The 18459-nt window shown below is 48.3% G+C and carries 33 protein-coding genes; all 33 read left to right on the forward strand.

Annotation, left to right across the window (positions count from 1 at the left end):
• The first annotated feature begins 7 nt into the window (after positions 1–7).
• The 33 genes from rpsS to KNP75_RS15205 all read left to right on the forward strand — a co-directional run bounded on the left by rpsS (position 8) and on the right by KNP75_RS15205 (position 18060).
• A complete protein-coding gene (gene rpsS, locus KNP75_RS15045; RefSeq protein ID WP_012727673.1) occupies positions 8–283 on the forward strand; it encodes a 30S ribosomal protein S19 in 276 nt (91 codons plus the stop codon).
• 20 nt (positions 284–303) lie between these two features.
• Complete coding sequence (gene rplV, locus KNP75_RS15050) at positions 304–636, forward strand: 50S ribosomal protein L22 (RefSeq protein ID WP_034781699.1); 333 nt, start codon at positions 304–306, stop codon at positions 634–636.
• Between the two features lie 13 nt (positions 637–649).
• On the forward strand, positions 650–1309 hold the full coding sequence (gene rpsC, locus KNP75_RS15055; RefSeq protein WP_034781696.1) for a 30S ribosomal protein S3: 660 nt from the start codon (positions 650–652) through the stop codon (positions 1307–1309).
• 32 nt (positions 1310–1341) lie between these two features.
• On the forward strand, positions 1342–1779 hold the full coding sequence (gene rplP, locus KNP75_RS15060) for a 50S ribosomal protein L16 (RefSeq protein WP_016508922.1): 438 nt from the start codon (positions 1342–1344) through the stop codon (positions 1777–1779).
• A complete protein-coding gene (gene rpmC / locus KNP75_RS15065) occupies positions 1766–1969 on the forward strand; it encodes a 50S ribosomal protein L29 (protein ID WP_012727669.1) in 204 nt (67 codons plus the stop codon). The genes rplP and rpmC overlap by 14 nt, the downstream gene beginning before the upstream one ends.
• 33 nt (positions 1970–2002) lie before the next feature.
• Entirely contained in the window at positions 2003–2263 is a 261-nt protein-coding gene (gene rpsQ, locus KNP75_RS15070) for a 30S ribosomal protein S17 (RefSeq protein ID WP_021066611.1), read from the forward strand.
• 43 nt (positions 2264–2306) lie between these two features.
• Positions 2307–2675, forward strand: coding sequence for a 50S ribosomal protein L14 (rplN, locus tag KNP75_RS15075; RefSeq protein WP_012727667.1), 369 nt, complete (start codon positions 2307–2309; stop codon positions 2673–2675).
• 37 nt (positions 2676–2712) lie between these two features.
• Positions 2713–3021 carry a 50S ribosomal protein L24 gene (gene rplX, locus KNP75_RS15080; protein ID WP_021066612.1) on the forward strand — a complete coding sequence of 103 codons (309 nt, stop codon included), beginning with the start codon at positions 2713–2715 and terminating at the stop codon, positions 3019–3021.
• A gap of 32 nt (positions 3022–3053) precedes the next feature.
• Positions 3054–3593 carry a 50S ribosomal protein L5 gene (rplE, locus tag KNP75_RS15085; protein WP_016508927.1) on the forward strand — a complete coding sequence of 180 codons (540 nt, stop codon included), beginning with the start codon at positions 3054–3056 and terminating at the stop codon, positions 3591–3593.
• Positions 3594–3613: 20 nt separating this feature from the next.
• On the forward strand, positions 3614–3883 hold the full coding sequence (rpsN, locus tag KNP75_RS15090; RefSeq protein WP_034781694.1) for a 30S ribosomal protein S14: 270 nt from the start codon (positions 3614–3616) through the stop codon (positions 3881–3883).
• A gap of 31 nt (positions 3884–3914) precedes the next feature.
• Entirely contained in the window at positions 3915–4313 is a 399-nt protein-coding gene (rpsH, locus tag KNP75_RS15095; protein ID WP_021066614.1) for a 30S ribosomal protein S8, read from the forward strand.
• Positions 4314–4346: 33 nt separating this feature from the next.
• Positions 4347–4886 (forward strand): 50S ribosomal protein L6, encoded by a 540-nt coding sequence (rplF, locus tag KNP75_RS15100; RefSeq protein ID WP_034781691.1) that lies wholly within the window; start codon positions 4347–4349, stop codon positions 4884–4886.
• A gap of 34 nt (positions 4887–4920) precedes the next feature.
• Positions 4921–5283 carry a 50S ribosomal protein L18 gene (gene rplR / locus KNP75_RS15105; RefSeq protein ID WP_012727661.1) on the forward strand — a complete coding sequence of 121 codons (363 nt, stop codon included), beginning with the start codon at positions 4921–4923 and terminating at the stop codon, positions 5281–5283.
• 20 nt (positions 5284–5303) lie between these two features.
• Entirely contained in the window at positions 5304–5804 is a 501-nt protein-coding gene (gene rpsE, locus KNP75_RS15110; protein ID WP_021066616.1) for a 30S ribosomal protein S5, read from the forward strand.
• Between the two features lie 15 nt (positions 5805–5819).
• The gene (gene rpmD / locus KNP75_RS15115; RefSeq protein WP_021066617.1) at positions 5820–6005 is read left to right on the forward strand and encodes a 50S ribosomal protein L30; all 186 of its coding nucleotides are present in this window, start codon (positions 5820–5822) and stop codon (positions 6003–6005) included.
• Between the two features lie 31 nt (positions 6006–6036).
• Positions 6037–6477, forward strand: a complete 441-nt coding sequence (rplO, locus tag KNP75_RS15120) for a 50S ribosomal protein L15 (protein WP_021066618.1) — start codon at positions 6037–6039, stop codon at positions 6475–6477.
• Positions 6477–7766 (forward strand): preprotein translocase subunit SecY, encoded by a 1290-nt coding sequence (secY, locus tag KNP75_RS15125; RefSeq protein ID WP_034781688.1) that lies wholly within the window; start codon positions 6477–6479, stop codon positions 7764–7766. Before rplO ends, secY begins: the two co-directional genes overlap by 1 nt.
• Positions 7767–7844: 78 nt before the next feature.
• Entirely contained in the window at positions 7845–8495 is a 651-nt protein-coding gene (locus KNP75_RS15130) for an adenylate kinase (protein ID WP_215190753.1), read from the forward strand.
• Entirely contained in the window at positions 8492–9250 is a 759-nt protein-coding gene (gene map / locus KNP75_RS15135; RefSeq protein ID WP_034781687.1) for a type I methionyl aminopeptidase, read from the forward strand. The genes KNP75_RS15130 and map overlap by 4 nt, the downstream gene beginning before the upstream one ends.
• A 105-nt stretch (positions 9251–9355) precedes the next feature.
• Positions 9356–9574 carry a translation initiation factor IF-1 gene (gene infA, locus KNP75_RS15140; RefSeq protein ID WP_021066622.1) on the forward strand — a complete coding sequence of 73 codons (219 nt, stop codon included), beginning with the start codon at positions 9356–9358 and terminating at the stop codon, positions 9572–9574.
• A 30-nt stretch (positions 9575–9604) separates the two neighbouring features.
• Positions 9605–9718 carry a 50S ribosomal protein L36 gene (rpmJ, locus tag KNP75_RS15145; RefSeq protein WP_003156543.1) on the forward strand — a complete coding sequence of 38 codons (114 nt, stop codon included), beginning with the start codon at positions 9605–9607 and terminating at the stop codon, positions 9716–9718.
• Positions 9719–9737: 19 nt separating this feature from the next.
• The gene (rpsM, locus tag KNP75_RS15150) at positions 9738–10103 is read left to right on the forward strand and encodes a 30S ribosomal protein S13 (RefSeq protein ID WP_024372197.1); all 366 of its coding nucleotides are present in this window, start codon (positions 9738–9740) and stop codon (positions 10101–10103) included.
• A 16-nt stretch (positions 10104–10119) separates the two neighbouring features.
• The gene (gene rpsK / locus KNP75_RS15155) at positions 10120–10515 is read left to right on the forward strand and encodes a 30S ribosomal protein S11 (RefSeq protein WP_021066624.1); all 396 of its coding nucleotides are present in this window, start codon (positions 10120–10122) and stop codon (positions 10513–10515) included.
• A gap of 92 nt (positions 10516–10607) precedes the next feature.
• Complete coding sequence (locus KNP75_RS15160) at positions 10608–11552, forward strand: DNA-directed RNA polymerase subunit alpha (protein WP_021066625.1); 945 nt, start codon at positions 10608–10610, stop codon at positions 11550–11552.
• Positions 11553–11576: 24 nt separating this feature from the next.
• Positions 11577–11930, forward strand: coding sequence for a 50S ribosomal protein L17 (gene rplQ / locus KNP75_RS15165; RefSeq protein WP_012727650.1), 354 nt, complete (start codon positions 11577–11579; stop codon positions 11928–11930).
• A 69-nt stretch (positions 11931–11999) separates the two neighbouring features.
• Positions 12000–12836, forward strand: a complete 837-nt coding sequence (locus KNP75_RS15170; protein ID WP_021066626.1) for an energy-coupling factor transporter ATPase — start codon at positions 12000–12002, stop codon at positions 12834–12836.
• Complete coding sequence (locus tag KNP75_RS15175) at positions 12812–13690, forward strand: energy-coupling factor transporter ATPase (protein WP_034781683.1); 879 nt, start codon at positions 12812–12814, stop codon at positions 13688–13690. Before KNP75_RS15170 ends, KNP75_RS15175 begins: the two co-directional genes overlap by 25 nt.
• Positions 13687–14478 (forward strand): energy-coupling factor transporter transmembrane component T family protein, encoded by a 792-nt coding sequence (locus KNP75_RS15180; RefSeq protein WP_034781681.1) that lies wholly within the window; start codon positions 13687–13689, stop codon positions 14476–14478. The genes KNP75_RS15175 and KNP75_RS15180 overlap by 4 nt, the downstream gene beginning before the upstream one ends.
• On the forward strand, positions 14475–15215 hold the full coding sequence (gene truA, locus KNP75_RS15185; RefSeq protein ID WP_215190754.1) for a tRNA pseudouridine(38-40) synthase TruA: 741 nt from the start codon (positions 14475–14477) through the stop codon (positions 15213–15215). The genes KNP75_RS15180 and truA overlap by 4 nt, the downstream gene beginning before the upstream one ends.
• A 154-nt stretch (positions 15216–15369) precedes the next feature.
• Positions 15370–15807, forward strand: coding sequence for a 50S ribosomal protein L13 (gene rplM, locus KNP75_RS15190; protein WP_034781675.1), 438 nt, complete (start codon positions 15370–15372; stop codon positions 15805–15807).
• A 25-nt stretch (positions 15808–15832) separates the two neighbouring features.
• Positions 15833–16225, forward strand: coding sequence for a 30S ribosomal protein S9 (gene rpsI, locus KNP75_RS15195; RefSeq protein ID WP_021066631.1), 393 nt, complete (start codon positions 15833–15835; stop codon positions 16223–16225).
• Between the two features lie 142 nt (positions 16226–16367).
• Positions 16368–17399: an Mrp/NBP35 family ATP-binding protein gene (locus tag KNP75_RS15200; RefSeq protein ID WP_021066632.1), complete on the forward strand. Its 1032-nt coding sequence runs from the start codon at positions 16368–16370 to the stop codon at positions 17397–17399.
• A gap of 10 nt (positions 17400–17409) precedes the next feature.
• Complete coding sequence (locus tag KNP75_RS15205) at positions 17410–18060, forward strand: KinB-signaling pathway activation protein (RefSeq protein WP_034781671.1); 651 nt, start codon at positions 17410–17412, stop codon at positions 18058–18060.
• Positions 18061–18459: the final 399 nt, after the last annotated feature.

Consider the following 18459-nt stretch of genomic DNA (forward strand, 5'->3'; position numbering starts at 1 on the left):
TTCTATCATGGGTCGCAGCTTGAAAAAAGGTCCATTCGCAGATCACCATTTGCTCGCTAAAGTTGACAAACTCAACGAATCTGGTGAGAAGCAAGTCATCAAAACTTGGTCACGTCGCTCGACAATCTTCCCAGAATTCATGGGTCACACGTTCGGTGTACACGATGGTCGTAAACACGTACCAGTATTCGTGACAGAAGACATGGTCGGTCACAAACTTGGTGAATTCGCTCCAACACGCACGTACAAAGGTCACGGATCAGACAAGAAAACGAAACGGTAATTTGAGGGGAGGTCAAATCCATGCAAGCTAAAGCATCAGCTAATATGGTCCGTCTTGCTCCTCGCAAAGCACGTCTCGTTGTAGACTTAATTCGCGGGAAACAAGTCGGCGAAGCGCTCTCTGTCCTTGCTCACACGAACAAGGCAGCGTCGCCAATCGTTGAAAAAGTATTGAAGTCAGCGATTGCAAACGCAGAGCACAACTACGATATGAATATTGAGAACCTTGTGGTGTCGGAAATCTACGTCAACGAAGGTCCAACACTCAAACGCTTCCGCCCACGTGCGATGGGTCGCGCAAGCCGTATTAACAAACGCACAAGCCACATCCACATCGTGGTAACTGAGAAATAAGGAGGGATATGTAGTGGGTCAAAAGGTAAATCCGCACGGTCTTCGCGTTGGTATTATCAAAGACTGGGATTCGCGTTGGTACGCTGAGAAAGACTACGCAGATCTCCTTCATGAAGACTTCGTTATTCGTGAATACATCGAAAACAAAATGAAGGATGCTAGTATTTCTAAAGTAGAAATCGAACGCGCTGCAAATCGCGTGAACATTTCGCTTCACACTGCGAAACCAGGTATGGTTATCGGTAAGGGTGGTTCGGAAATCGAGTCACTCCGCAAAAACATCATCAAGCTTGCTGAAGGCAAACGTGTTCACATCAACGTTGTTGAAGTGAAAAACGCGGACGCTGTCGCTAAACTTGTTGCTGAAAACATCGCTCGTCAATTGGAAGGCCGTGTGTCATTCCGTCGTGCAATGAAACAATCAATCCAACGTTCGATGCGCACTGGCATCAAAGGGATCAAAACAGAAGTTTCTGGTCGTCTTGGTGGCGCTGATATCGCTCGTTCAGAGAAGTACTCGGAAGGAACAGTTCCACTTCACACACTCCGTGCCGATATCGATTACGGAACAGCTGAAGCTGACACAACTTATGGTAAAATCGGAATTAAAGTCTGGTTGTACCATGGTGAAGTTCTTCCAACAAAAAACAACACAGCTAAAAACGCTGAATAATAAACACTCTTTCAGGAAGGAGGCAACACACTATGTTGTTACCTAAACGCGTGAAATATCGTCGTGTACACCGTGGTAAAATGCGCGGAAATGCAAAACGCGGCACAACAGTACATTTCGGTGAATTCGGTCTCCAATCGCTCGAAGCGAGCTGGATCACAAACCGTCAAATCGAATCAGCACGTATCGCAATGACACGTTATATGAAACGTGGTGGTAAAGTGTGGATCAAGATCTTCCCACACAAACCATACACGAAAAAGCCTCTCGAAGTCCGAATGGGTTCGGGTAAAGGTGCTCCAGAAGGCTGGGTAGCTGTAGTTAAGCCTGGCAAAGTAATGTTCGAAATCGCGGGTGTATCTGAGGAAGTTGCACGTGAGGCACTTCGTCTTGCAGCGCACAAACTTCCAGTGAAATGTAAGTTCGTGAAACGTGAAGAAAATGGTGGTGATACGAATGAAAGCAACTGATCTCCGTCAATCAACAACTGAAGAGCTCAACGGTAAAGTAGGCGAGTGGAAAGAAGAACTCTTTAACCTTCGTTTCCAATTAGCTACAGGTCAGCTTGAGAATCCTGCTCGTATCCGTGAAGTACGCAAGTCGATTGCGCGTGCTAAAACGATTCTTCGTGAACGCGAACTCGGCATCAACAACGGCTAATCTAATCGGATTCTTTAAGAGGAGGTAACACTCATGGAACGCAATAAGCGTAAAGTACTCACTGGACGCGTCGTGTCTGACAAAATGGACAAAACGATCGTCGTTGCAGTTGAAACAAAAGTACGTCATAAGCTTTATGGCAAACGTGTAAACTACACGAAGAAATTTAAAGCGCACGATGAGAACAATGTCGCTAAAATCGGCGATGTCGTCCGCATCGCGGAAACACGTCCGCTTTCTAAAGACAAACGTTTCCGTCTCGTAACAGTAGTAGAAGAATCAGTAATCATCTAATAACAGTTCGGATCTATAAACATCCGGAGGGAGGTACACTCGCATGATTCAACAAGAATCTCGCTTGAAAGTAGCAGACAACTCTGGCGCGCGTGAACTGTTGACAATTAAAGTCCTCGGTGGTTCAGGTCGTAAGACTGCCAACATCGGTGACATCATCGTCGCGACGGTAAAACAAGCAACACCAGGTGGCGTTGTTAAAAAAGGTGACGTTGTCAGAGCAGTTGTCGTTCGTACAAAACGCGGCGCTCGTCGTAAAGATGGTTCGTACATCCGTTTCGATGAGAACGCAGCAGTCATCATCAAAGATGACAAGAGCCCACGCGGCACTCGGATCTTCGGGCCAGTTGCACGTGAACTTCGTGAAAAAGAATTCATGAAGATCGTTTCGTTGGCACCGGAAGTACTTTAATTTCCAATTTCAATCCTATAAGGAGGTGCGCAAAACGATGCATGTTAAAAAAGGCGATACAGTCCAGGTAATGTCTGGTAAAGATAAAGGCAAGCAAGGGGTTATCCTCAAAGCTATGCCAAGCAAGAACCGCGTAGTCGTAGAAGGTATCAACGTGATTAAAAAACACTCGAAACCATCACAAGCGAATCCACAAGGCGGTATCCTTGAAATCGAAGCACCAATTCACGTCTCGAACGTCATGCCACTCGACCCTAAAACGGGCAAACCGACTCGCGTTGGTTTCAAAGTAGTCGATGGTAAAAAAGTTCGTGTCGCGAAATCGGGCGAAGTACTCGATAAATAAGAAGAACGTGACGAAAGGAGGTCCATTCGACTATGAACCGTTTGCAAGAGAAGTATAAAAGCGACATCGTGAAAGCGATGATGGATAAATTCAACTATGACTCAGTCATGCAAGTCCCACAGGTCGACAAGATCGTCATCAACATGGGTGTAGGTGACGCTGTTTCGAACTCGAAGGCTCTTGACATGGCAGTGGAAGAATTATCAATTCTTTCTGGTCAAAAACCACTCGTAACGAAGGCTAAGAAATCAATCGCTGGTTTCAAACTTCGTGAAGGCATGCCAATCGGTGCGAAGGTTACTCTTCGTGGCGAGCGTATGTACGATTTCCTCGACAAATTGGTAACTGTTTCACTTCCACGTGTACGTGACTTCCGCGGTGTATCGAAGAAAGCATTCGACGGACGCGGTAACTACACGCTTGGTGTGAAAGAGCAACTTATTTTCCCTGAGATCGATTACGATAAAGTAACGAAAGTACGCGGTATGGACATCGTTGTTGTTACAACAGCGAACACAGACGAAGAAGCTCGTGAATTGCTCACACTTCTCGGAATGCCATTCCAAAAATAATCTAAAGGGAGGTCGACAACATGGCTAAAAAGTCAATGGTGAATCGCGAACACAAACGCGAGAAACTCGTTGCCCAGTACGCTGAGAAACGTGCACAATTGAAAGCTGAAGGCGACTACATCGGACTCAGCAAATTGCCACGTAACTCTTCACCTGTACGTCTTCATAACCGTTGCCGTATCACAGGTCGTCCACATGGTTACATGGGTAAATTCGGGATCAGCCGTATCAAGTTCCGTGATCTTGCATACAAAGGTCAAATCCCTGGTGTTAAAAAAGCAAGCTGGTAATCCACTAACAGTGTGAAAGGAGGTACATCGCATGGTAATGACAGACCCAATTGCAGATATGCTTACACGTATCCGTAACGCTAACATGGTTCGCCATGAAAAATTAGAGCTTCCAGCTTCTAATATCAAACGTGAGGTTGCAGAGATCCTCAAGCGTGAAGGTTTCATTCGCGATGTTGAATATATCGAGGACGCTAAGCAAGGTACACTTCGTCTGTTCCTTAAATACGGAGCAAGCAACGAACGTGTTATCACTGGTCTCAAACGCATTTCGAAACCAGGTCTTCGTGTATACGCAAAAGCTGATGAAGTACCAAAAGTACTCGGAGGACTCGGTATCGCAGTTCTTTCGACATCAAAAGGTCTTATGACTGATAAAGAAGCTCGCCAACAACAAGTCGGCGGCGAAGTGCTCGCCTACATCTGGTAAGTCACTTTTCTAACAAGAACGGAGGTGTAATCAATGTCACGTATTGGTAAAAAACCAGTTACGATTCCAGCTGGCGTTACTGTCACGGTTGCAGAAGACAACACGGTCACAGTAAAAGGTGCTAAAGGTGAACTTTCGCTTTCAGCTAACCCAGCCTTGGAAATCAAAGTTGAAGAGAACGAATTGAACGTCGTTCGTCCGGATGACTCGAAAGAGAACCGTACGATCCACGGGACGACACGTGCCCTTATCGCCAACATGGTGGAAGGTGTGTCTAACGGATTCCAGAAAACACTTGAGATCTCAGGGGTTGGTTACCGTGCAGCTAAGCAAGGTAACAAACTCGTCCTCAGCCTCGGTTACTCGCACCCAATCGAGTACGTTGCTGAAGAAGGTATCGAGATCGAAGTTCCTTCAAACACGCAAATCGTCGTTAAAGGGATTAACAAAGAGCGCGTCGGTCACGTTGCAGCTCAAATCCGCTCGTACCGTGCTCCAGAACCTTACAAAGGTAAAGGTGTTCGTTACTCTGATGAACGTATTCGCCGTAAAGAAGGTAAGACTGGTAAGTAATTCGTCACGAAATGAACGGAAAGGAGTGGCATAAATGATCACAAAAGCAGACAAAAATGCAGTTCGTAAGAAACGTCATGCTCGTGTACGTCGTACGATCACGGGGACAGCAGCTCGTCCACGTTTGAACGTATTCCGCTCGAGCAAGCACATCTACGTTCAACTCATCGATGATGCAGCACAAACAACGCTTGTGTCAGCATCTTCGAAAGATAAAGCTCTCGATCTTACAAACGGCGGCAACGTTGAAGCAGCGAAAGCTGTTGGTAAACTTGCAGCTGAACGTGCACTCGAGAAAGGTATCGACACTGTTGTGTTCGACCGTGGTGGATACCTCTATCATGGCCGCGTCAAAGCTGTTGCTGAAGCAGCTCGTGAAGCAGGTCTTAAATTCTAACAAAAAGGAGGGGACACTCGATGCGCCAGTTAGACGTTAACATGGAACAACTTGAAGAACGCGTTGTTACCGTAAACCGCGTCGCGAAAGTCGTGAAAGGTGGCCGTCGCTTCCGTTTCGCCGCTCTCGTCGTCGTAGGTGACAAAAATGGTCACGTCGGTTTCGGTACAGGTAAGGCACAAGAGGTGCCAGAAGCGATCCGCAAGGCTATTGAAGCCGCTAAGAAAAACATGGTTCAAGTACCGATGGTCGGTACAACAATTCCACACGAAATCACAGGAGTATTCGGAGCAGGTCGTGTATTCATGAAACCAGCTTCTGAAGGTACTGGGGTTATCGCTGGTGGTCCAGTTCGTGCAGTGCTCGAACTCGCAGGTGTAGGTGACATCCTTTCGAAATCGCTTGGATCTAACACACCAATCAACATCGTCCGTGCGACGGTTAAAGGCTTGACAGAGCTTAAAAAAGCAGAGGAAGTTGCTAAACTACGCGGTAAAAGCGTAGAAGAACTTCTTAAATAAGGGAGGGAATTAGACATGGCGAAACTCGCAATCACCCTCACACGCAGCACTATTGGTCGTCCGGAAGATCAGCGTGTAACAGTACGTACACTTGGTCTTCGTAAAATGCATCAGACTGTCGTTGTCCCTGACAACGTAGCGATGCGCGGTATGATCAAAAAAGTGTCGCACCTTGTGACTGTAAACGAAATCAACGAATAATAAAGATCTTACTAAATAAGGAGGTGCCACTATGAAACTCCATGAATTGAAGCCAACTCCAGGTTCGCGTCACGAACGCAACCGTGTCGGTCGCGGTATGGCGACTGGTAACGGTAAAACTTCTGGCCGTGGACATAAAGGTCAAAAAGCTCGTTCGGGCGGTGGCGTTCGTCCAGGATTCGAAGGTGGGCAAAACCCACTTTACCGTCGTCTTCCAAAACGCGGTTTCAACAACCCTACTCGTAAAGAGTATGCAGTTGTTTCCCTAGACACGCTTAACCGTTTCGAGGCAGGTACTGAAGTTACTCCAGAACTCTTAATTGAGACTGGTGTTGTCAGCTCTGCTAAAGACGGAATCAAAGTACTTGCTAACGGCAAGCTTGAAACAAAATTGACTGTAAAAGCCAACAAATTCTCGGGTGCAGCGAAAGAAGCGATCGAAGCAGCTGGCGGTTCAGTTGAGGTGATCTGATGTTTCAGACGATCTCCAATATGTGGCGCGTGAAAGATATTCGACAGCGTATTCTCTTCACACTCGCAATCATCATCATTTTCCGCATCGGGGCCCATATCCCGGTGCCGATGGTGAATACGGATGTGTTGCGTTTTGACTCAGGTGGTCTTTTAGACTTCTTGAACTTGTTTGGAGGAAATGCTTTACAGAACTTCTCCCTGTTCGCAATGGGGATCATGCCGTACATCACGGCATCGATCGTTGTGCAGCTCTTACAAATGGACGTCGTTCCGAAGTTTGCCGAATGGGCAAAACAAGGCGAGTCTGGGCGTAAAAAGCTAGCGACGGTCACGCGCTATGGGACGATCATGTTAGGGTTTATCCAAGCGACGTCATTGTCGTTCGGGTTTAACCGCCTCTATCCAGGTCTCGTCAACGAGACGTGGGGCACGGCAACCTATTTCGTGATCGCGATCGTGCTGACTGCAGGTACGGCGTTCTTGATGTTCCTTGGTGAGATGACGACGGAGAAAGGTGTTGGGAATGGTATTTCCATCATTATCTTCGCCGGTATCGTCGCTGGGTTCCCAAGAATCTTTACGCAGATTTATGAAACGAAGCTCCAAAATGCTGGAGACGCGTTATTCATTAACATCGTTTACTTGGTTGTGCTATTGCTCGTCATTCTTGCAGTGACCATGGGGATCATTTATGTTCAACAGGCCGCTCGCAAAATTCCGATTCAATACGCAAAACGCACGGCGAACCGTACCCCTGTGGGCGGACAGTCAACGCATTTGCCAATCAAACTAAACGCTGCCGGTGTCATCCCGGTCATCTTCGCGATTTCCTTCATGGTGACACCACCAACTGTTGCAAGCTTCATTGCTTCTCCGGAAACGACGCAGAAGTTGCAGACTTACTTCGATACGACGTCTCCAATCGGAATGTCGATCTACGTAGCGCTCATCATCGCGTTCGCTTACTTCTATACATTCATTCAGGTAAACCCTGAACAGATGGCAGAAAACCTGCAGAAGCAAGGTGGCTATATTCCTGGGATTCGTCCTGGGGCGCAAACAGAACAGTACATCACGAAGTTGCTTTATCGATTGACTTTCTTCGGAGCGATTTTCTTATCGCTCGTAGCGATCATGCCGACAATCTTCATTAAGCTTGCCGGTCTCCCAACTTCGGTGCAAATCGGAGGAACGAGCTTGTTGATCGTCATCGGGGTAGCCCTCGAAACGATGAAACAAATCGAGAGTCAACTCGTAAAACGACACTACAAAGGCTTTATCCGTTAAAGCGGAAGGAAGGGTACACCCTTCCTTCCTGTCGTGTTTACGACGTGTTGTGAAAATCAAAACTGGAGGCTAACTGAGATGAATCTAGTACTCATGGGCTTACCGGGTGCAGGGAAAGGGACTCAAGCGGCTAAAATCGTTGAAGAGTACCAAATCCCACACATTTCGACAGGCGACATGTTTCGTGCGGCAATCAAAGGCGGAACGCCACTCGGCAAAGAAGCAAAATCGTTCATGGATAAAGGCGAACTCGTACCGGATGAGGTAACAATCGGAATCGTACGCGAACGCTTGATTCAAGATGATACGAAAAACGGCTTCCTGCTCGATGGATTCCCGCGTACTGTTGCTCAAGCAGAGGCACTCGAAAGTTTGCTTAAAGATTTGGGAAAACAGATTGACCATGTCGTGAATATCGATGTGGATGCGGAAATTCTCGTCCCGCGTTTGACAGGTCGTTGGATCTGCCCGACGTGTGGTGCGACATATCACGTGATCTTCAACCCACCTAAAGTGGAAGGCATCTGTGATGTGGATGGGTCGGCTCTCATGCAACGTGAAGACGATAAAGAGGAAACGGTCCGCCGTCGCCTTGACGTCAACATCGAGCAATCGAAACCACTCATTGACTTTTACGCTGAAAAAGGGTATCTTCGTACATTGGATGGAGATCGTCCAATCGATGTCGTATACGCCGATGTCAAAGCGTTACTCGGTGGTACTGAATGATCATCACGAAGACGCCTCGTGAAATAGCGATTATGCGTGAGGCTGGGCAAATTGTTGCTCGAACACACCAGGTGCTCAAAGAGCACATCAAACCAGGTATTACGACGCTTGAGCTCGACCGGATCGCGGAAGAATACATTCGCAGCCAAGGTGCGACACCGTCGTTCAAAGGCTATAACGGGTTTACCGGTAGCGTTTGTGCTTCAGTGAACGAAGAGCTTGTTCATGGGATTCCCGGAAAACGGGTATTGAACGATGGGGATATCATCTCGATCGACATCGGTGCCTACTATAACGGATACCATGGAGATTCCGCTTGGACGTATCCAGTGGGAACAATCTCGGAAGAGACACAGCAGTTACTTGACGTGACTGAAGAAAGTCTGTATAAAGGATTGGAGCACGCTAAGGCTGGACAGCGTTTGACAGACATTTCGCATGCGATTCAAGCGTATGTGGAATCTCATGATTTCTCTGTCGTCCGCGAATACGTCGGTCATGGTGTCGGACAAAATTTGCATGAAGAACCGCAAATTCCGCACTATGGTCCACCGGGGAAAGGGCCGCGCCTGAAGACTGGAATGACGTTAGCCATTGAACCAATGGTCAACGCTGGTCAACGCTATGTTCGGACACTGGCTGACAACTGGACAGTTGTGACAGTGGACGGTAGCATGTGCGCCCACTTTGAGCACACCATCGCCATCACAGACGATGGATACGAGATTTTAACGAAACTCGATTCCGGTGAATGAGGCTCTATTGCTTCGTGCTGATCCGTTACGGATCCTTCTCTCACAGTACAATGCGATAGATCGTCTGTGCTCCTAAATATCTTCATATAGAAAGGGGAATAAATGATGGCGAAACAAGATGTCATTGAAGTGGAAGGCACTGTTGTCGAACCACTTCCAAACGCAATGTTTAAAGTGGAGTTAGAAAACGGCCACACGGTGCTCGCGCACGTCTCAGGGAAAATTCGGATGCACTACATTCGAATCCTTCCAGGTGACCGCGTAACTGTCGAGTTGTCTCCGTACGACTTGACTCGCGGGCGGATTACGTACCGTTACAAGTAACTCCGATTTTTCCAGGAGGAGGGTATAATCATGAAAGTAAGACCGTCGGTAAAACCGATCTGCGAAAAATGTAAAGTTATTCGTCGTAAGGGTAAAGTAATGGTAATTTGCGAAAACCCGAAACACAAACAAAAACAAGGTTAATCTAAGAGGAGGTGCACACATGGCACGTATTGCTGGTGTAGATATTCCACGCGAAAAACGTATCGTTATTTCGCTCACATACATCTTTGGTATTGGTAAAACAAGAGCACAAGAAATTTTGAAGGCTGCAAACGTATCTGAAGATTCACGCACACGTGATCTTACAGAAGACGAAATCAACCGTATCCGTGAAGCAATTGACGGAATTAAAGTTGAAGGTGACCTTCGCCGTGAAGTTTCACTCAACATTAAACGTTTGATCGAGATCGGCGCATATCGCGGTGTTCGTCACCGTCGTAGTCTCCCTGTTCGCGGACAAAACACGAAGAACAACTCGCGTACTCGTAAAGGCCCACGCCGTACAGTAGCGAACAAGAAGAAGTAAAGGAGGGAATTGAACAATGGCGAAACGTAAGCAAAATGTACGTTCAAAACGTAAAGTCAAAAAACATGTTGAAGTCGGTGTGGTACACATCCGCTCTACATTCAACAACACAATCATTACAATCACTGACACGCAAGGTAACGCGATCTCATGGGCTACTTCTGGTAACCTTGGATTTAAAGGATCACGTAAATCGACTCCGTTCGCAGCACAATTGGCTGCTGAAACTGCAGCGAAAGTTGCAATGGACAACGGTATGCGTACAGTAGAAGTTAACGTTAAAGGTCCTGGTGCTGGACGTGAAGCGGCTATCCGTGCCCTCCAAGCTACTGGTCTTGAAGTAACTGCAATCCGTGACGTAACACCAGTTCCGCACAACGGTTGCCGCCCTCCAAAACGTCGCCGCGTATAATCGCTTGTGCGTGTGAAGGGCTTACCTAGCACAAACAGCATATACAATGCAGCTCGCGCTGCATGGCAGGATACACTCAAGGAGGGGTTCAGATGATCGAGATTGAAAAACCAAAGATCGAAACGGTCGAAATCAGCGAGGATGCTACGTTTGGTAAATTCGTGGTGGAACCGCTTGAACGTGGATATGGCACTACTCTCGGCAACTCACTACGTCGAATTCTTTTGTCATCGCTCCCTGGTGCAGCGGTAACAGCGGTTCAAATCGATGGCGTTCTTCATGAGTTCTCTACGATTGACGGAGTCGTCGAAGACGTCACGCAAATCGTATTAAACCTCAAGAAGTTGGCTCTCAAAGTGTACTCGGACGAAGAGAAAACGCTTGAGATTAACGTTTCAAGTGCCGGTGCTGTCACTGCGGCAGACATTACCCATGATAGCGACGTTGAAATCTTGAATCCTGAGCTCCACATCGCGACTCTCGCTGACAACGCGACGCTTCGCATGCGTTTGACTGCTCGCCGTGGTCGTGGTTACGTCCAGGCAGAAGATAACAAACGTGATGATATGCCGATTGGCGTTATTCCAATCGATTCGATCTACACACCGATTCAACGCGTGAACTACGAAGTAGATAAAACACGTGTCGGTCAAGATGCTAGCTTCGATAAGCTTCTATTAGACGTGTGGACAGATGGTTCAATCCGTCCGGAAGAAGCGGTATCGCTCGGGGCGAAAATTTTGACAGAACACTTGAACATCTTTGTTGGCTTGACTGACGAGGCTCTCAATGCAGAAATTATGGTCGAGAAAGAAGAAGACCAAAAAGAAAAAGTACTCGAAATGACGATCGAAGAACTCGATCTCTCAGTTCGTTCGTACAACTGCTTGAAGCGCGCGGGCATCAACACTGTTCAAGAACTCGCAAACAAATCAGAGGAAGAGATGATGAAAGTTCGTAACCTCGGACGTAAATCACTCGAAGAAGTTCAACTCAAGTTGGACGAGCTCGGTTTGGGCTTGCGTAAAGAAGACTAAGTTCAACCGAAGGAGGGAAATGTAATGGCTTATTCGAAACTCGGCCGTACAAGCTCACAACGTAAGGCACTTTTACGTGATCTTGCAACTGACCTTATTATCAACGAGCGCATTCAAACAACTGAACAAAAAGCGAAGGAACTTCGCCCAGTCGTTGAAAAATTGATCACTCTTGGGAAACGTGGCGATCTTCATGCCCGTCGTCAAGTAGCTTCATTCGTTCGTAAAGAGAACGCTGGAGAAAAAGACGCAATCCAAAAATTGTTCGAAGACGTGGCACCACGCTACGCTGAACGTCAAGGTGGATACACACGCATCATGAAAGTCGGCCCACGCCGCGGTGACGGTGCAGAAGTCGTAATCATCGAACTCGTCTAATTCATTAGGCAGTCAACAGGGCATGCGGTGACGTATTGCCCTGTTTCCACATCGGAAAGGAGTCGGCAGATGGAATCTCAAATTATGGTACGCGATATCGTGTTTCGTTACCCGGGACAAACCGAGCCAGCCTTAAACGGGCTGTCACTCGACGTATACAAAGGGGAATGGCTCGCTATCGTTGGCCATAACGGTTCTGGCAAGTCGACTTTGACGAAGTTGTGGAATGGGCTTTTGCTTCCTCAAGAAGGAGAAGTCCGGGTTGAGACACTCGATCCAACGGACGCCACAGACGTGTGGGACGTTCGGAAACGGATCGGTGTCGTCTTCCAAAATCCTGACAACCAGTTTGTCGGGGCGACCGTGCGCGATGATGTGGCATTTTCTCTCGAAAACATGGGACTTCCACGTCAAGAAATGGTTCGTCGAATTGATGACAGTCTAGCGCGCGTTGGATTATCGGAACTAGCGGACCGTGAACCGCATCAGTTATCCGGTGGACAAAAGCAGCGCGTTGCGATTGCTTCGGCACTCGCAATGCGCCCGCATGTCCTCGTGCTCGATGAAGCTACCTCAATGCTCGACCCGATTGGGCGCAAAGAGGTGATTGAAACGGTACAACAGCTCGTCTCAGAAGGGATGACCGTTGTCGCCATTACCCACGAGCTCGACGAAGTGTTGTTTGCCGACCGTATCATTGCATTGTCAAAAGGCAAGATTGCGATGACCGGTACACCCGAAGACGTGTTTCAAAATCCGGAGGCGTTACGAGCCATTCAGCTCGACGTACCGTTTATTGTCCGGATGCAACTCGAACTGAAGGAACGGGGCATACCACTCGATCGTCTGATGCTACAACATTCGGAGTTGGTGAACCATCTATGCCGATTAGCATTGAAGAAGTGACTTACCAATATCAATTGAATACTCCGTTTGAACGAACCGCGCTGCGCGATGTGAATGTAATGATTCCGTCGGGGGCGCTTGTTGCGTTTCTTGGCCATACTGGGTCAGGCAAGTCAACGCTCGTTCAACATATGAACGGACTGCTGCGACCGACAAAAGGGCGTGTCGTCGTCGATGACATCGAAGTCCGTGCGATTACGAAGCGTCGCGACAAAAAGCAAAGCCTGCTACCGCTTCGGCGCCGCGTTGGGCTCGTCTTTCAATATCCGGAGCATCAACTATTTGAAGAGACGGTCGAACGCGACGTCATGTTTGGTCCACGAAACTTTGGGGCGTCTGAAGACGAAGCGAAAGAGCGGGCTCATGCTGCGTTGCGCCTCGTCGGCCTGGATGAAACGTTATGGGGCCGTTCCCCGTTCGATCTCTCGGGCGGACAGATGCGTCGCGTCGCCATTGCCGGCGTGCTCGCTAGTCGGCCTGATGTTCTCGTCGTAGATGAGCCGACGGCTGGACTCGACCCGCTCGGCCGTCGTGAGATGCTGGCGCTATTCAAACGGCTAAAACAAGAACTCGATTTGACGCTCATTCTCGTTTCGCACGATATGGACGACGTGTTAGCGTACGCAGAACGAGTCGTCGTCATGGAACGGGGCGAGGTCGCCTTTGATGGGAATCCATTTGACTTGTTCAAAGATGAGGCGCTTGTCAAAGGGCTCCAGCTTGAAATCCCACATGTGCTTCGCTTCGCGAGTGAGCTTGCCCCTGCGTTCGGTGTTGCGACACCGGCCTTACGGACCGAAGGCGAATTGGCGGACTGGATCGCGCTCGAATTGAGAAAGGGGAGAGCGACATGATCATCGGACAGTACATTCCCGGACATTCATGGCTCCATACACTTGATGCGCGAGCCAAGACGTTGTTCATCCTCGGCTTCATTCCCATCGTCTTTTTGGCTGATAACTTATGGACGAACGTGTTCTTGCTTGGCTTTACCTTGTTCGCCGTGAGACTGTCTCAATTGTCATGGCGGTATTTATGGAATGGATTGAAGATGATTTTATTCCTCATCATTTTTACACTGTTGTTGCAACTGTTCTTTAACCGGGACGGGACGGAGTTGATTGCATTCGGTCCGTTCGCGATTTATTCGGAAGGCGTCCGGATGGGCTTGATCGTCTCGCTCCGTTTCTTCTATCTCGTCATGTTGACGACACTCGTCACACTGACGACAACACCGATGGAACTGACCGATTCGATTGAAGCAGGGCTCCGCCCCCTCGAACGATTCCGAGTGCCTGCCCATGAGATCGCCCTCATGCTGTCGATCTCGCTCCGGTTCCTTCCGACCTTGGCCGACGAGACCGATCGCATCATGAAGGCTCAGCAGGCGCGAGGCGTCGATTTGAAGAGCGGTCCGCTCAAGGATCGCTTGAAGGCAGTCGTCCCGCTCATGATCCCATTGTTTGTATCGGCGTTTAAACGTGCTGAGGACCTCGCTACGGCAATGGAGGCCCGCGGGTACCGTGGGGGTGAAGGACGGACGCGCTTGCGTGAGATGACGTGGCACCGTCGTGACACGGTGTTACTCATCATCTTCGTGGTCATCACACTCATCTTGATTGGATTGCGAGGGATAGGATGAAGCGAATTAAATTGACGATTGCGTATGATGGAACGAACTATGCCGGTTATCAGGTCCAACCGAACGGGAATACGGTTCAAGCCGAAGTGGAGGGTGTGCTGGCGCGGATGCATAGTCAGACCGTCAAAGTAGTGGCCTCGGGTCGTACGGACGCCCGTGTGCATGCTCGGGGGCAAGTGCTACACTTCGATACGCACCTCGCTATGCCAGCCGACCGGTTCGTCAAAGCGCTGAATGCAATGTTGCCCGATGATATTCTTGTCCGGTCCGCCGAAGAGGTCGATACGTCGTTTCACGCGCGTTACGGGGCAAAACGGAAAGAGTATCGCTATTTCTTCCGAAGCGACGCGGACCCGTTCCGGCGCCACCATGCTGTAACGGTCACGTACACGCTCGACCATGAGCGGATCCGACAGGCGCTACGCATGTTCGTCGGGACTCACGACTTCACCTCCTTTTCAGTGACGAAGGCTGAGGTAGAGGATCGTGTCCGCACAATCTATGAAGCGGAGCTCGTCGAAGCGGGCGATGAGATGTATATTCGTTTCGTCGGCTCGGGCTTTCTTTATAACCAAGTCCGTATTATGGTAGGGACGTTGTTAGAGGTCGGGCGTGGGAAATATGAGCCGGCAGACGTGAGCCGGATGCTCGCCTCAAAAGACCGGCGTAGCGCTGGGATTACAGCCCCACCGCACGGTCTATACTTGTGGAATGTGAATTATGAAAAAGTAGATTGACATTCCCCCTATAAAATCGTATTATATTCATTGGCATTTCATTTTCACATTGAGAGATGAACCACAATCTTAGCCCCGTAAACTAGGATTATGATAAAGCATCAAACAAGCACTAAAAAAATTAAGCAAACAGACATTTTAGGAGGTATTCCACATGCGCACGACATTCATGGCAAAAGCATCTGAAGTAGAACGCAAATGGCTCCTTATCGACGCAGAAGGCAAAACACTTGGTCGTTTGACTAGTGAAGTAGCATCACTTCTTCGCGGTAAGCACAAGCCGACTTTCACACCAAACGTTGATTGCGGAGACCACGTCATCATCATCAACGCTGAGAAAATCCACTTGACTGGTAACAAAATGAACGACAAGATTTACTACCGTCATTCAGGTCATCCAGGCGGTTTGAAATCACAAACTGCAAAAGAGCTTCTCGCAAAACGCCCAGAGCGTATGCTTGAACTCGCAATCAAAGGGATGCTTCCAAAAGGATCACTTGGTCGTCAATCATTCACTAAACTCCACGTTTACGCTGGAGCTGAGCACAACCACGCAGCACAAAAACCAGAAGTTTACGAACTTCGCGGTTAATCGGGACACAGGGAGGAACTAAACGATGGCAGATGTACGTTACTACGGAACAGGCCGCCGCAAACACTCGGTGGCTCGCGTTCACCTCGTTGCAGGTGACGGCAAAGTTGTTGTAAATGGCCGTGATATTTCAGAATACTTCGGACATGAGACTTTGATCATGATGGCAAAATCACCACTCGTATTGACTGAAACAGAAGGTAAATACGATGTAATCGTTAACGTTAACGGTGGTGGATTCACTGGACAAGCTGGAGCAATTCGCCACGGCGTATCGCGTGCGCTTCTTCAAGCGGACCCAGAATTCCGTCCAAGCCTCAAAGAAAAAGGCTTCTTGACTCGTGACGCTCGCATGAAAGAACGTAAAAAATACGGTCTTAAAGCTGCACGTCGCGCACCACAATTCTCGAAGCGTTAATCTTCGAACAATTTGGTTCAAACTCTCTGCCCATCGGGGTAGAGAGTTTTTTTGTTGCTCATGAAATTGTTGGTTTCCATTCCCTCAAGAAAACGCTTTTTTTGATATACTGTTAGCGAGACAGAAATTAGGGGGAAACCACATGCTTACAGTAGAACAAGTTCGTGAAGAATTGGCGGGGTTGATCGATCCAACAATCAACCGTACGCTTGGAGATACAGCTGGCGTGAAGGATATTCGCATTAAAGAAGATTATGTCAGTGTAAAAGTGGCACTCGGTCAAACCGGGAGCGGCGAGCAACTCCAACTTCAACAAGAGATTGTCACGTTGCTCAAAGGAAAAGGATTCAAGACGGTCGGTCTTCGCTTCGAGGCGCTCAATGACGAAAGTTTGAAAGAAGCGACGAAGCCTGCTATTCTCCGTGAAAATGCTGGCACGACATTCATTGCGATTGCTTCGGGCAAAGGTGGCGTCGGGAAATCGACAGTCTCGGTCAACTTGGCAGTCGCGCTAGCGCGGGCAGGGAAGAAGGTCGGATTGATTGATGCGGATATTTACGGCTTCAGTGTACCTGACATGCTCGGGATTGAAGAGCGGCCGGTCGTCCGTGGCGAGAAAATCATTCCTGTCGAGCGTTTCGGCGTGAAAGTGATTTCGATGGGCTTCTTTGTAGAAGATAACGCTCCAGTCATCTGGCGTGGACCAATGCTCGGGAAGATGCTTAATAACTTCTTCAACGATGTGGAGTGGGGCGACCTAGACTACTTGCTCCTCGATTTGCCACCAGGGACGGGTGATGTCGCCCTCGATATTCATTCGATGCTCCCGGCATGTCAAGAGTTGATCGTCACGACGCCACACGCAACAGCTGCTTTTGTCGCTGCGCGTGCTGGGGCAATGGCCATCAAGACAAACCACAAAGTGCTTGGTATCATCGAAAACATGGCGTATTTTGAAAGTAAAGTGACAGGGGAGAAAGAGTACGTCTTCGGCTATGGCGGCGGCGAAAAATTGTCTGAAGCGTTGAAGAGCAAATTGCTCGCGCAAATTCCGCTCGGTCAGCCGTATGAGAATGAAGAAGACTTTGCACCATCGGTTTACCGAGATGGGCATCCGTTTGAGAAGACATACGACGGACTAGCGCAAGCGGTCATTCAACAGATAGAAGGGTAATGGTTTATAGATGAAGGTACAAGGATTTTTAAGGTTATTTTGGACGACGCTCGTCTTCGGGACGTTGTTTGGGTTCGTTATGAACTTGCTGGCCAATCCTGGCTATTTAGTGAGTCAATCGTGGGAAGCAATCGTGACGGCACTCAGTTACTCGAGCACATGGACCGGGATTAGCATGATGGGCTTCTTCGCCTACTTGATTGTCCACCGGGTCGGATTGGATTTGTTCCGTGGCCCAAGACTATGGAATCGTGTACAAGTGCTGTTAATCGCCTTCGCACTATTTGATGCGGTTTACCTTCGTATGCTCGCTTTTGGTAACGATCATATGTGGCGGTATATCGGGGAGATGGTCGTGTTAGTGATCGTTTCATGGATTATCGCAACGAGTAAGGCGAAACAGACGAACGCGAGTGCGTTCATCCCGACGCTCTTCTTGATGATCGTTATAACATTGATCGAATGGATTCCAGCCCTTCAGGCGACGGATGAGATTGCGCTCTTGTGGCCAGCGTTAGCGACGCTCGTATTTGCTAACGCGTATCAAGTATTGATGCTACATCGATTCCAAGCGCCTGCTCAAGCAGAGGATGCCAAACCATCGACGAAGAATCAGGCTAAAGCTAAATCTAAGAAACGGGTGTCTTCTAAATCGTCCTAACACCAATAGGAACGGAAGCACTCGATAGTTACACTCTTCAACAACGTAGCGTCGCCCTAGGTGGGAGGACGCTACGTTGTTTTTATGTGAGGAAAGTCGGTTTTCAACGTTGGAAAAAAGATTCCCGAAGAAAATAAAGTTTTTTTAGAAAAACAGTTGACGAAAATGCGGGGCGCTGATATATTAATAAACGTCGCTGCTGTTCAAATCTGAACAACAGAAAGCGGATGAAAAAAATAATAAAAAACGGTTGACTTTCAAAAGACAAATCGCTATTATTAAAAAGTCGCTAACACGACAGACACTTGGTCTTTGAAAACTGAACGATGAGGCAAAAATGTTTTACAATTTTTGAATGAAGCGCAAGCTTCGTCATTTTTAAAGAGCTATATCAAATTC

This window comes from Exiguobacterium sp. s6, from assembly GCF_018618155.1.
Classification (GTDB): domain Bacteria; phylum Bacillota; class Bacilli; order Exiguobacteriales; family Exiguobacteriaceae; genus Exiguobacterium; species Exiguobacterium mexicanum_A.